Origin of the sequence: Vagococcus entomophilus, from assembly GCF_003987595.1 — a bacterium.
GTDB classification, from domain to species: Bacteria; Bacillota; Bacilli; order Lactobacillales; family Vagococcaceae; genus Vagococcus_E; species Vagococcus_E entomophilus.
Map to the genome: position 1 here is coordinate 180,143 of NZ_NGJZ01000003.1, position 13,132 is coordinate 193,274.

Annotated in this window: 10 protein-coding genes; 2 read left to right on the forward strand and 8 right to left on the reverse strand. The window is 36.7% G+C overall.

Going from position 1 to position 13,132, the window contains the following annotated elements; genetic code table 11:
• Positions 1-15: 15 nt before the first annotated feature.
• Positions 16-663 (forward strand): pentapeptide repeat-containing protein, encoded by a 648-nt coding sequence (locus tag CBF30_RS09820; RefSeq protein WP_126826033.1) that lies wholly within the window; start codon positions 16-18, stop codon positions 661-663.
• Between the two features lie 53 nt (positions 664-716).
• On the opposite strand, the gene CBF30_RS09825 is transcribed toward CBF30_RS09820, so the two are convergent.
• From CBF30_RS09825 to rpsO, 7 genes are all read right to left on the reverse strand, one after another.
• Positions 717-2,309 carry an Ig-like domain-containing protein gene (locus tag CBF30_RS09825; protein WP_126826036.1) on the reverse strand — a complete coding sequence of 531 codons (1,593 nt, stop codon included), beginning with the start codon at positions 2,307-2,309 and terminating at the stop codon, positions 717-719.
• An 85-nt stretch (positions 2,310-2,394) separates the two neighbouring features.
• Positions 2,395-4,851 (reverse strand): Ig-like domain-containing protein, encoded by a 2,457-nt coding sequence (locus CBF30_RS09830; RefSeq protein ID WP_126826040.1) that lies wholly within the window; start codon positions 4,849-4,851, stop codon positions 2,395-2,397.
• A 1-nt stretch (position 4,852) separates the two neighbouring features.
• A complete protein-coding gene (locus CBF30_RS09835; protein ID WP_126826043.1) occupies positions 4,853-6,421 on the reverse strand; it encodes an Ig-like domain-containing protein in 1,569 nt (522 codons plus the stop codon).
• A 23-nt stretch (positions 6,422-6,444) separates the two neighbouring features.
• The gene (locus tag CBF30_RS09840) at positions 6,445-6,936 is read right to left on the reverse strand and encodes a DUF5626 family protein (protein ID WP_126826046.1); all 492 of its coding nucleotides are present in this window, start codon (positions 6,934-6,936) and stop codon (positions 6,445-6,447) included.
• A gap of 237 nt (positions 6,937-7,173) precedes the next feature.
• Positions 7,174-8,046, reverse strand: coding sequence for a helix-turn-helix domain-containing protein (locus CBF30_RS09845; RefSeq protein WP_126826049.1), 873 nt, complete (start codon positions 8,044-8,046; stop codon positions 7,174-7,176).
• Positions 8,047-8,607: 561 nt separating this feature from the next.
• Positions 8,608-10,755: a polyribonucleotide nucleotidyltransferase gene (gene pnp / locus CBF30_RS09850; protein WP_126826053.1), complete on the reverse strand. Its 2,148-nt coding sequence runs from the start codon at positions 10,753-10,755 to the stop codon at positions 8,608-8,610.
• Between the two features lie 190 nt (positions 10,756-10,945).
• Positions 10,946-11,215, reverse strand: a complete 270-nt coding sequence (gene rpsO, locus CBF30_RS09855; protein WP_126826388.1) for a 30S ribosomal protein S15 — start codon at positions 11,213-11,215, stop codon at positions 10,946-10,948.
• Between the two features lie 284 nt (positions 11,216-11,499).
• Here rpsO and def point away from each other — a divergent pair, with 284 nt between their 5' ends.
• Positions 11,500-12,063, forward strand: coding sequence for a peptide deformylase (gene def, locus CBF30_RS09860; RefSeq protein WP_126826056.1), 564 nt, complete (start codon positions 11,500-11,502; stop codon positions 12,061-12,063).
• 197 nt (positions 12,064-12,260) lie between these two features.
• Here the strand turns inward: def and CBF30_RS09865 are convergent, their stop codons facing one another.
• Entirely contained in the window at positions 12,261-13,040 is a 780-nt protein-coding gene (locus CBF30_RS09865) for an HAD family hydrolase (protein ID WP_126826059.1), read from the reverse strand.
• Positions 13,041-13,132: the final 92 nt, after the last annotated feature.

Here is a 13,132-nt window from a genome sequence, read left to right on the forward strand (position 1 = left end):
AAGGAGAATTATTTTATGGCAAAAGACCCACTACTACCCAAAATCCCACATTCTTTACAATTAGGTGAGATTGACTATTTAAAGGACGAACAGCATCTATTTCAACTGGAACTAAAAGATGAAAACTGGGTTGGATTAGACACCTCACAGGTTTATTTTCAACAAACCTTATTAAACAAATGTCTTTTTTCTGGTAGCCACTTCACACGATTTGAATGCATGGATGTGATCTTTAATCATTGTGACCTTTCAAACGTCGAATGGATTGGTGGTTCTTTTCATCGAATTATTTTTAAAAATTGCAAGCTTACTGGCTGCAATTTTGCAGAGAGCACCTTGCGCGATTGTCAGTTTATTGATTGTATGATGGATTATTGTTCATTCAATTACACCACCATGAAAAGCGTTTCTTTTCAAGAAAACTCTCTGAAAGATAGCGAGTTTTCTGAGGTTACTTGGCAACATTTATTTTTCTATAAAAATAAGTTAACTGGTAGCACTTGGTTTCAGACAAAATTAGCTGGATTAAATTTTTCTACTTGTACGTTTGAACAAATCATACTCTCTAAGGAATTGCTTAGAGGTCTAACAGTGAATCAAGAACAAGCGATAACTATTGCGCTTGGATTTGGTCTTTTACTAGACGAGCCCTTATCCGAATAAAAAAGAGTGAACAAAAGAGCCCTAATCTTTTGTTCACTCTTTTTATTCCATTCTTAATTCACGGTTACTGTAGCAACCATACTGTGTAAGTCATTAACCGTTTGTGAAACAGACACCACATTTCCTGAAACGATCTCTTCTGACGAGACATTTACGATAAATGAACCCGCGGCATCTGCCTTTCCATAATAACTTTTTCCTGAAACAGTTACTTCTACTTCTGCATTTGGATCTGCTTTCCCTGTGATAGAACTATCATGTTCTGCGACGCTATTAATCGTAACTAGCTTGGGATAAACGATCACCGATTTTTGATTAGATATACCAGAATCAGGATCCGTAGCAGTCACTGTAACAGTGGTTCCTGCTGCATAAGCTTTTGATAACGTAATAGCAAACAGCCCGGTTGCATCCGCAACACCGTTATAAATACGATCTCCTACAACAGCTGTAATTTTTGCATTTGGTTTTGTATTACCTGTTAGAATGGTATCACCCGATGTAATATAATCAATGCCCAGATCAAATGCTCCTGCTACAACTTCGGTTTTTAGCGTCTCACTTTGATTGCCTTTATCATCAAATGCATAAACCTCAATCGGTGTTCCCACTTTATAAGTTGTATCTAAATGAACGGTGAACTTCCCGTCTAAATCCGTAACTGTTTGGTAACTATCTGTCCCAATTTGAAAGTGAATATGGACATTTGGATCAGCAATTCCGGTCGCACTTGTATCATTTTCTGTTACGTTATTAATTTCTGGTTTGCTCAGATCATGTGAATCATCATCTTTTACATACACAACCGCTGGTGAGCTTTGGGCATCGTCTTTTTCACTGATTACACTAACTTTTTGATTGACGCTTAGTGTATGATCCAATGTAATCGAATAAGCACCCGAACTATCCGACTGCGCTTTATACTGCTTTTCGTCAATCGTTGCAATGATAGTATGATCAGCTTGGGCCGTTCCTGTGATTTTTAGACTACTTGTAAAAATAGGATCTACAGTTGGCGTCGTGGGAGTTGGGATGTCGTCCGATTTTACATAGACAACTGTCGGCTCACTATCTTGTCCTGCATCATCTTCACTAACAACACTAATTTCTTCCCCTTCTTTTAACTTCTCTTCAATATTAATTGAAAACGCTCCGCTATCATCTGTCCTACCAAAGTATAATTTATCTCTAAGAGTTAGATGAATCGCATGATTAGCTTGCGCAGTCCCTGTCACACGTGTGCTACTTGTATATACCGTGTCAACAACCGGGGCAGTTGGTTTGATATCTTGACCCTTTTTAACTGTCACCATTAGTTTCGCACTACTTTCACCATTATGATTTTGGTAAACAGTTAGCACCGTACCTTCTGGAAACGTTTGCTCAAGATCTACCGAAAAAGAACCATTCTTCTCTACATTTGCTTTGTACACTTGATTATTTGCCACCACTACAACCAAAGCTGGGTAGTTTGCTGTTCCGGTCAAATGCGTATCTTTAGTAGTTATTTCATTTACCTGAGGCTGTGGTATGGTAACCCCTCCACTTCCTATATGATATGCGGTGGTTTCACTCGCAAACGTCATCTTTGGTGCTAAAATTCCTAAACAAACTAAACTAAACGCAACCATGATTATTTTCTTCATTTTCTTTCTCGTCTCCTCTAAATTTATTATAGAAAAAAGCAAGGAGTTCGCCGGCCTTAGGCTTAACTCCTTACCATAATCTTACTTAAAATGTTCCAATAAAGAATTGTGCTGGATCACTTGTTACACCATTTTTAACTTGTGTAACAGTTACTGAATCTCCCATTACAAGCGCACGTTTGAAATCAGCTTTAAACTTGCCGTCTTTATCTGTGCTTGCTTTGATTGTCTCATCCACATTTCCATCTGAGGATGTCAATGTAATCGTCACTTCAGCATCTGGATCACCAACCCCTGTAATATTCGTCATTTCTGGAAGTAAGTTAGATACTGTTACTGTTCTTGGTAGTACAACTGCATCTTTTTGCGTTGCATCTTCATCGTCAGTAGCACTCATATGGATGGGTGTCCCAACTTCATACATATGTGGAAGATCAAAGGCAAATTTACCATTTTGATCAGAATCTCCCTCAAAAATTTGATCTTTGATTTTCACCATGTAATGAACATTGGCTCTAGAAGTGGTTCCTGCTGCTTTCATAGATTGACTTGTCACACTTTGCAATGACATATCTAATGTTTTACTACTCAACACTTTTGCAGTCGCTAACGAACTTGTATTGCCAGCATCATCAGTAGCGGTTACTTCTAGTTGTGATTTTGCCACATAGGTGCGCTCTACATTCACTGAAAACTCACCCTTGTCATCGGCAGTGCCTTGGAATCTAGATTTTTTACCAGTTAAGATATCAGTCAAATAAACATCTACTGTAGCTTTTGCTTCTGTTTTTCCTTTAACCTCTTGATCTACATCCGTAAATTTGTTTAATACTGGTACTTCCGGTGCTGTATTGTCAATGACCTCAAAAGATGTTGGGTCACTTTCTTTTCCTGAAATCCCGGTTGCAGTAACTGTACCTTGAATCCCTTTGGCAAAAGTGTGATTCAATTGAATATCGAATTGACCATTTTCATCTACTTGATCATCATATTCTTCACCGTCAATCACTACTTTAACTTTTGCATTCTTTTCAGCTTTTCCTTTTAAGTTTGTATCACTATCCCCTAAATTAAACACTTTAGGCTTTTCTGTTTGTTTATCTGTCATAACCTTAACGCTTGTTGTTGGACTAACATTTCCTGAGGCATCCGTAGAGAAGACTTTTACTTCTGTCCCAGCTGTATACGCATGATGCAAGTCAATTGTAAAATCACCCTTGTCATCTGAATCCCCGTAGAAATATTGATCCCCAATTTCTACTGTTACTTTACAGTTTGCTTTCTTCGTATTTCCTTTTAATGTTGTATCTGTATCCATAATTTTTTGTACTTCTGGTGCTACTGGTGCTACATTATCTACTACTTTAATTGAAGTTGCTTCACTAACGTTACCTGCTTCATCTTTGGCATTAACGGTTAAAATTTCTCCCGCAGTAACAGCTTTTGAAAGTTTGAAATCAAATTTCCCATTAGCATCCGCTTTAGACGTACCAACTACATCTCCCGCTTCATTTTTCACTTCAATGGTGCTATTTTCTTCTGCTGTTCCAACTACTTTTTGGTCTGAAACTTCCACGTCATTTGCAACTGGTTTTTCTGGTGCAATCGTGTCTTTTACAGTTGTTTTCACAGGATCACTTTCATGTTGGTCCTTATCAATTTGTACAACTGATAATTCTTCGTTGTAGTTAAGCGCCCGATTTGTTGTTACAGAATAATTGCCATCTTTATCTACTTTTGCCGTTCCTAGTTCTGTTCCTTTATTGTCACTTACTTTGATTGTATCTCCAGCTACCCCCGTACCTGTTACAATCGAAGTTTTTGCTTCAGGTGCAGTGACAGTTGGAGCATCTACAGCAGACTCTTCAACAATCCCACCATCTTTATCGTTTTCATCATAACCGACCATTAAGAAAACACCTGAGGAATCATTAGAATGGAATTCTATTGAAATAACATAATCTTGATCTTTATCTGTGATTACTTCTTTTTCAAACACTTGGTCCGTTAAAGGTTTTTCGGTTGCAGTGAATTCTTCACCATTAAAGCTAACTTTCCCATCTGGCATATTAGTTGGATTCATTGCTGTTAATTTCATTCCATAAAGAAGTTTGATTTTATATTTTTTATTTGCTTTTAACTTAACATGCTTCTCAGCTAAAAAGTGAGAGTCTCCGATGTTAAAAAAGTTTGTACTAGCATAGTGAACTTTTGTATTTGGTCTTGTTGCATCATGAAGGAAGACATTGTCTACCGGAATATCCAATGTACTTGTATAATCTTTTACTTGCCAACCAGTCGATACATCAAAGTTTGGCTCCATTTTTCCCGCTACACTAGTTGTACTTTTATTTGTACTTACTAATGGATTTTCCGAAAGCAAATGATGCATAGGCGTTACTTGCGTTGTTTTTGCCAGTGTAGAAAAAGGATTTGTCACACTTGCTTGAACTTGTTTTGTATGCAACACAAATGGACAAGCTAATCCAATAACCCCCATCGTTACTAGTTTTTGGATTGTTCCTTTATTTTTCAAATTCATCTTATTGTTCCTTTCGTAATTTACTCATTATCCAGGCAACACTTGCTAATAAAATACCGCCTATTGTAACAAGTAAATAATTAGATTGTTCATTTGTTCTTGGTAGTTTTCGAGATGCTCCACCATTGTGATTGCTATCAGAATGATTGTTCGCGCTACTTGTTGGCACGGTGCCAGACCCGCCAGACTCTCCACTATTTGTTGAGGTGCTACTTGTGGTGTCACTCGTTGAGCTACTACTTGTGGTGTCACTCGTTGAGGTGCTACTTGTGGTATCACTCGTTGAGGTACTACTTGTAGTATCACTCGTTGAGGTGCTACTTGTAGTATCACTCGTTGAGGTGCTACTTGTGGTATCACTCGTTGAGGTGCTACTTGTGGTATCACTCGTTGAGGTGCTACTTGTGGTATCGCTCGTTGAGCTACTACTTGTGGTGTCACTACTTCCAGAAGAAGTAACCGCTACCTCTGTTTCTTTACTCTTATTCCCTGCTTGATCTTCTGCTACTGCAATTAAACTATCTCCTGCTTTTGCTGAAGTATCATCTAGGTGGAAATTCACAACGCCTTGGTCAGAAGCTTTCCCACTTCCAAGAAGCTTTTTCGCTTGGTTATAAATGGAAACTGTACTATTCTTCTCAGCAGTTCCACTTACCATTTGATCTTTTTCATCTATGTCAGTTATTTTAGGAGACTCTGGTGGTGTAGTATCTTCCACAATTGTTGTTGTCGCATCACTTTTAGCGCCTTCAGTATCAATTTGTAATACTTTGACTTTTTCATGATAAACTAATGCCCGATTTGCACCCACTTCAAAGTTTCCATTGCTATCTGCTATATTTTCACCTAAAAGCTGATTATCTTGATCAATAACCTGAACTCTGTTTCCAGCAATTGCTTTTCCTTTGACTAGCGTCGTGCCAGCCTCTGGAGATTCGACAGTTGGTGCTGGAATACTTTCTTCGATAATTCCCCCTTCCGGATCTGCACCATCATAGCCGACCATTAGGAAAACACCTGAGGAATCATTCGAGTGAAATTCCATAGAAATAACAAATTCTTGATCTTTTGTTGTCGTGATTGTTTTTTGATATACTTGGTCTGTTAACGGATTAGTAGTAGCCACTTTTTCGTCACCATTAAAGTTAACTTTTCCATCTGGCTGATTGTCTGGTTTCATTCCAGTCAACTTCATTCCATATAGTAATTTAATTTTATAGGTACGATTTGCTTTTAATTTGACATGTTTTTCCGCCAAAAAATGAGCATCCCCAATATTAAAGAAATTCGTACTTGCATAGTGAACTTCTGTCTTAGGTCTTGTAGCATTTTGTAGAAAAACTTTCTCTACCGGGATATCCAATGTACTGGTATAATCTTTTAATTCCCAGCCAGTAGTTACATCAAAGTTTCCGTCATCTTGTGTTTCTACTTTTTTGGTTGACACATTTTTCTTGCCTTTGACAGTTTGAGCATGTACCGTTTCGTTATAGACTAAAGTCGTTGTAGCACCACCTGCTAAAACAGCAGTAGCAATAAGTAACGTAGCAAGTTGTTTTTGTTTGTTCATTTCAAACTCCTTTCTATTCCAACCTAGTTATGGAACAGTTGAACGTTTAACCTTCCAAAGTAGTCAATCTCCCCAACTAAATATTGATTCCAATTTTGTCCCCAGCAATTTTCTACATTCATAAAATAAGTTGCTTTTGTAGAAGAATCCATACCTAAAGTTTGATAAAGGACATTCATTCCATATAACTCATTCCATGGTTGATCAACATCAATAAACATGTTATTAGCGATTACAGCGCGGTAGCCACAATTGAATTTTCCATCAAATGAATGATAATACAAATCATAGACATCATCCGCTATTCTAGTTTGCACTAATGGATTATTGTGTTTTTTGATTGTTAATTCACCTGAATTATTCGAAATAGTTTTTTCATTATCAGTATTTAAATTGAACGTTGTTGCCAATTTCATTGGTGCTTGCACTTCACTTGCTTCTACTTTCATTGATGTGCTATTCGAAAAAGCTAATAATCCCATTGCCATTGCAAAACCTAAAAATAATTTCTTCATAAAAAAAACTCCAGTCTTCATTAAATTTTTCCCCTATTATTTAGTTTGAGAGAACGCTTCCTCTCTTCCCACTTGCTTCTACTTTTGATTATGAAACTTTTAGTAAAAAATCATACACGCTTATGTCTATAAATAAATTTCAACTAAATTTTCATGTTTAATAAACTTCCTCATTTTACGTAGTGGCCGCTACTTGTCTATCTTACATCGTTTTCTCTTTAACCTATATTTTTTTTCTTATATGACAAATTGCTCTTTAATATATTCTAAAACCTGCTCTTCATCAAAATATTTAATAATCAAGATTGTTTCTTCCATCATTTTTTTCCCTGTAACATATTCTCCTGTTTTCAAATAAAAGCACCCTTTTAAATATTTAAAAATCGCTCTTTCACAAATAAATTCTCCCGTTTCCACATGGTGCCTTATGGCATCTAAAAAAAATAAAGCTTCTTCAAAACAACTAGATTTTAGACAGACAAAAATAGTACTTAAGATAATTTTTATAATCATTCTTTTAAACTCAATAGAGTCTGTATAAAGGAACGGTTTTTTTAACAATTCTTTAGAAAACACCAGAATTGTTTGAATATTTAATCTTGGCAAAGAAAAAGAATATAAATATAAATCATAATGAGTCCATTGTTCCGTAGAAAATAAATATTCCGTTAATTCTTCAATAAAAACTTCCGAGACTTTCTTTTGATGTGTCACAATATCTAGTAATATATTAATCACAATTGAATTCAGCTTATATTTTTCTTCCCCATAAACTTTATACAAAGAGTCTTCTTTTTGTTCCAAACGTTTTAAAAGAAATAGATTTTTTTCATTGTATAATCTTTTAATATTATTAAACAATAACGGCATCGGTGCTTCTTTATAGTTGTTAATGATTAGTTCAAACTCATGTAAGCTTATATCCAACTTTTCTAATATCTTAATAAACTTATCCACAGTAATAATTGTGCTTCCTCTCTCAAATTTAGATAACAAAGAATACGACATAATCCCTTCTGAGACATCTTCCAAACTATATCCTTTTGCAATTCGAATATTTCGTATGACTTCACCGTACAATTCCTCTTTGTTATCCCTAAAATACACCATATCTCAGCACCCCTATCTCACGTTCAAAATTCCAAATATCCCTAGTTTATGCTGAGCAATATCCCACCTCCAAATAAATTGCTCTTAGAACTTACTCCTAAAAGATAACAGATAATTAGCGGTTCAATATAGTCTGTTGACCTCCCTTTCTTTCCCCTCTATTATTCACTCGTTTTTTTTGAAAGAAGTTTTTTTGTACTATATTACAAAGTCCTAACACAGACATCCGAATTTTAAAATACGTGTTCGCTTCAATTCGATCATACTCTTTATTTTTAAAAATAAACAAAAAAATAACTTTTCAACACCTGTTTTTTGCTTATATAAAAAAAAGCCTTTAAAAAAGCTTTTTTTTAAAAAAATAAAATATATAATCAAACAAAAATTATATTTATTTTTATAGACGTTTGTAAGTAATCTGTGATTTTTCAAATGAAACCTGCCAATAATTTCTCTTTTTCAGACGCAATTCAGCTTTTTTAGCATTACAACAAATAAAAAAGTGTAAATCCAACATAAAAAAACTGTTGAATTTACACTTTTGCTATTCTTTTTATTTTTCTACTTTGAAGCAGCTTCTTGTTGCGCTGTACTTTCTTCTTTTGGCTCTTCTTTAATCAAAGCCTTCCTTGATGCATTGACACGACCTTGTTTGTCAATTTCCGTTACTTTCACATCTAGCATTTGACCCATTTTCAAAATATCTTCTACTTTGTTCACGCGTTCGTGAGCAAGTTGAGAAATATGGACAAGTGCATCTTTACCTTTGGCAATATTCACGAATGCACCAAATTTTTCAATGCGGACAACTTTCCCCTTGTAAACATGCCCGATTTCAATTTCTTTGGTTAATTCTTCGATGATTTGTTTTGCACGTTTGATCATTTGCGCATCAGCAGAAGCGATGCTGACATTACCATCTTGGTCAATGTCAATCTTAACTCCGGTCTCTTCAATGATTCCATTGATTGTGTCTCCACCTTTACCAATGACATCTTTGATTTTTGCAGGTTTAATTGTCATCATTTCAATCTTAGGCGCATACTCACTCAATTCTTCACGAGGAGCAGAAAGCGTGTTGGTTAAGACCTCTAAAATTTCCATACGAGCTTTTTTCGCCTGCATAAGTGCTTCAGTTAAGATTTGTTCGGTAATTCCATCAATCTTGATGTCCATTTGTAGAGCAGTAATTCCATCTTTGGTTCCTGCTACTTTAAAGTCCATGTCTCCTAAATGATCTTCCAAGCCTTGAATATCTGTCAAGACAGTATAGTCTTCATCATTTTTGACAAGTCCCATAGCAATCCCAGCAACTGGCGCTTTAATTGGAACACCTGCATCCATAAGCGCTAACGTTCCTGCACAAATACTTGCTTGAGAAGATGAACCGTTGGATTCTAAAACCTCAGCAACTAAACGAATCGTATAAGGAAATTCGCTTTCAGATGGAATCACTTGAGAAAGTGCCCGTTCTCCTAATGCTCCGTGTCCAATCTCACGTCGACCTGGGGAACCAGAACGGCCCGTTGAACCCACACAAAATTGTGGGAAATTATAATGATGAATAAAACGTTTGCTGTCTTCTACACCCAATCCATCAATAATTTGATGTTCTCCAAGCGGTGCTAGTGTACAAGCAGATAGAGCTTGCGTTTGCCCACGAGTAAACAAACCAGAACCATGGACACGAGGAAGTAGGCCAACTTCTCCAGCAAGAGGACGAATTTCATCAATTTTACGGCCATCAGGTCGGATTTTTTCAACTGTAATTAAACGACGAACTTCGTTTTTTTCCATATTTTCTAGGATTTGGCGAACTTCTTTTAGTTTTTTCGTTGCTTCTGCATCTTCTGCAAATTTTTCTTCATAAAGAGCGTATACGTCGTTTTTGACTGCTTCAATAGCATCTTCACGAGCTAATTTTTCTTCTGTTTGAATAGCTGCAGTCATAGCCGGCATATGTGCGTCATTGACTTCTTTTTCTAAATCAGCATCAATCTGAAGTAATTGAATCTCCATTTTTTCCTTGCCCACAGCATGCATAATTTCTTCTTGAAAGGCTACAAGCTCTTTGATAGCAGCATGTCCGAATAAAAGAGCCGCTAACATATCTTCTTCTGAGGCTTCAGCTGCACCACTTTCAACCATATTGATTGCATCTTTTGTACCTGCAACGCTTAGATGAATGTCACTTTTTTCAGCTTGTTCAACCGTTGGATTCAGTACAAATTCTCCATCAACACGACCCACATCCACTCCCGCAATTGGGCCATTAAAAGGAATATCAGATACGCATAACGCTAGAGAAGAACCTAACATAGCTGACATTTCTGGTGTACAGTCTTGCTCTACACTCATCACAATATTGGTGACTTGAACTTCATTACGAAAGCCTTCTGCAAACATCGGACGAATCGGACGATCAATCAATCGAGCAGTCAGGGTAGCTTTTTCACTTGGTCTGCCTTCTCTTTTGATAAATCCGCCTGGGACTTTACCTACTGCGTACATTTTTTCTTCGTAGTTCACTGTTAACGGAAAAAAATCAACATCTTTTGCTTCTTTTGATGCAACAGCTGCTGTCAAAACCGCTGTGTCACCATAACGAACTAGAACTGCTCCATTCGCTTGTTTTGCTAATTGTCCAACTTCAACACTTAGAGAACGTCCGCCCCAGTTCGTGCTAAATACTTTTTTTTCTGTACTCATTTTCTTTTCTCCTTCTTTTCCAAACCCGTGAACCTGTGCTACTAAACAAATGGGAACGTCTTTTTATAAAGGCACTCCCATTTGCATAGTAGTGTCACATCTCACGTTTTGGCTTGTTTCTTGCTTCTTTTTGTCTACAAACATGAAAAGAAAGCGAGATCCTAACGAACCTCACTTCCCATTACAGATATTAACGACGTAATCCTAAACTTTGGATTAATTCACGGTAACGTTGAACATCAGTTTTACGTAAATAAGCTAATAAGTTACGACGATGACCAACTTTTTTCATTAGTCCACGATAAGAATGGTGATCTTTTTTGTGAACACGAGCATGCTCATTTAAGTGGTTGATTTCTTCTGTCAATACAGCAATTTGTACTTCTGGAGAACCAGTATCCCCTTCATGACGAGCAAACTTAGTCATAATTTCGTTTTTTCTTTCTTTTGAAATAGCCATGTATTCCACCTCTTTCATCAAATTTCACCCTATAACTGAGTAAATCGTTGGTGATTCGAAAAACCAAGTAACAGGCGGTACAGTCTTATACCATACACGTTTACTCTACAGGATTTAACGCTAAAAATCAAGAAAAATAAATAGAATTTTCGTTCCTTGAACAGATTCTCTTGCCTTCGATCAGTAGTCAGAATTTATGCAAATATGTTATACTACTAATAGAATTTGATGCATTCCATTCCTATAAAAAATGGTTTGAACTGCAATTGAAAGGAAGACATAATTTGATTACAATGAAAGACATCATTCGAGAAGGAAACCCTACGCTTCGAAAAGTGGCCGAAGACGTTCCCTTTCCTCTATCAGATGAAGACCGAAAATTAGCCGAAGAAATGCAAACTTTTTTAACAAATAGTCAAGACCCAGTTCTTGCTGAAAAATATGGTTTACGTGGTGGGGTTGGCTTAGCAGCACCTCAATTGGATGTTTCCAAAAGAATCATTGCTCTTCTTGTTCCGAGCATGGATCCGAAAAATCCAGAACCTACTTTGGATACTGTGATGTTCAATCCTAAAGTGATCAGCCACTCTGTTCAAGAGGCGTGTCTAGCAGATGGTGAAGGCTGTTTATCTGTAGATCGTGATGTTCCAGGGTATGTTGTACGCCATAATAAAATAACCGTAACCTATGAGGATGCACAAGGAAACAAACAAAAAAAACGCTTCAAAGGCTACGAAGCAATTGTGGTACAGCATGAAATTGATCATACTAATGGGATTATGTTTTACGACCACATCAATACCAAGGCACCTCTTACATTAAAAGAAGGCGTACTTGTAATTGAATAATCTTTTCTAAGTATGAAGTTGGGGTATAAAGTTTTCATTCCAACGAATAAGCAAGAGTGGATTTTGCTGCTCCCACTATTTATCTGGATACTAAGAGTCTAGGACACAACGCAAAAGTTATGTCCTAGACTTTTTACTTTCTCTTGACAAAAAATGGTTGTATTTTCAGCAAAAAGGAAGCAGATGTTCTCACCGACTCATTCTAAGATATGGAGTGCTTCAAGTGCTTGAAAAATTCCTTCTTCATCGTGGCTTTCCGTCACATAATCGCCAATTTTTTTCAGATCATCCGTTGCATTCCCCATGACAATACCTGTTCCAGCAAGCTGAAGCATCTCACGATCATTTTCACCATCGCCAAAAGCAATAATATCTTCTTGGTGAATCCCTTGGTTGTTTGCCATATGCAACAAGGCTTGCGCTTTTGAGCCATCATGAGGCAAAACATCCACCGCCTCCTCGTGCCAGCGAACAAAACGAAACTCGGGAAACTCTGAGGAAAATATTCCCTCTTGATTCTCTCCATAAAAAGCTAGCGCTTGGTAAATCGTTTTTTTGTTTTCACTAAAAGATTTCTTTGGTGGAACACAAGCCCCAAAGCTAAACATAGCACGTTCCATTTTTTTTCTATCAAAATCAGAATGACGATAGATGGCATCCATATTTTGATAGGCCAAATCGATGCCTTTTTCCTGTGTTGCTTGCAGTAGGCGCTTAAACGCCTGTCTATCAAGTGGATTTTGGTAGACCACTTGATGTTTTACATAAGCTAGTGCACCATTACACAAAACGTAATGATCAAAGTCTCCTTCTTTGATTACTTCTATGGACAAAGGTAAGCTTCTACCAGTTGCAATCGTAACCAAATGACCTGCTTCACGCAACCTTTTTAAGGCTAATTTTGTCTTGTTCGTTATCCTTTTTTTACTATCCAATAAGGTACCATCCAAATCAAATGCAATTAATTTTTTCTTCATAATTTCTCCTTTCTCATCAAAAAGTAAGGGCTTTCATTCATTATAACAAATAGTTGTCCAAAAAAAAAGAAAGGTCCGAAAAAGTAGCTACG

Excerpts from the sequence above, each read along its gene's own strand:
- CBF30_RS09820 (WP_126826033.1), top strand. The coding sequence starts at position 16 with ATGGCAAAAGACCCACTACTACCCAAAATCCCACATTCTTTACAATTA.
- CBF30_RS09825 (WP_126826036.1), bottom strand. The coding sequence starts at position 2,309 with ATGAAGAAAATAATCATGGTTGCGTTTAGTTTAGTTTGTTTAGGAATT.
- CBF30_RS09830 (WP_126826040.1), bottom strand. The coding sequence starts at position 4,851 with ATGAATTTGAAAAATAAAGGAACAATCCAAAAACTAGTAACGATGGGG.
- CBF30_RS09835 (WP_126826043.1), bottom strand. The coding sequence starts at position 6,421 with ATGAACAAACAAAAACAACTTGCTACGTTACTTATTGCTACTGCTGTT.
- CBF30_RS09840 (WP_126826046.1), bottom strand. The coding sequence starts at position 6,936 with ATGAAGAAATTATTTTTAGGTTTTGCAATGGCAATGGGATTATTAGCT.
- CBF30_RS09845 (WP_126826049.1), bottom strand. The coding sequence starts at position 8,046 with ATGGTGTATTTTAGGGATAACAAAGAGGAATTGTACGGTGAAGTCATA.
- pnp (WP_126826053.1), bottom strand. The coding sequence starts at position 10,755 with ATGAGTACAGAAAAAAAAGTATTTAGCACGAACTGGGGCGGACGTTCT.
- rpsO (WP_126826388.1), bottom strand. The coding sequence starts at position 11,215 with ATGGCTATTTCAAAAGAAAGAAAAAACGAAATTATGACTAAGTTTGCT.
- CBF30_RS09865 (WP_126826059.1), bottom strand. The coding sequence starts at position 13,040 with ATGAAGAAAAAATTAATTGCATTTGATTTGGATGGTACCTTATTGGAT.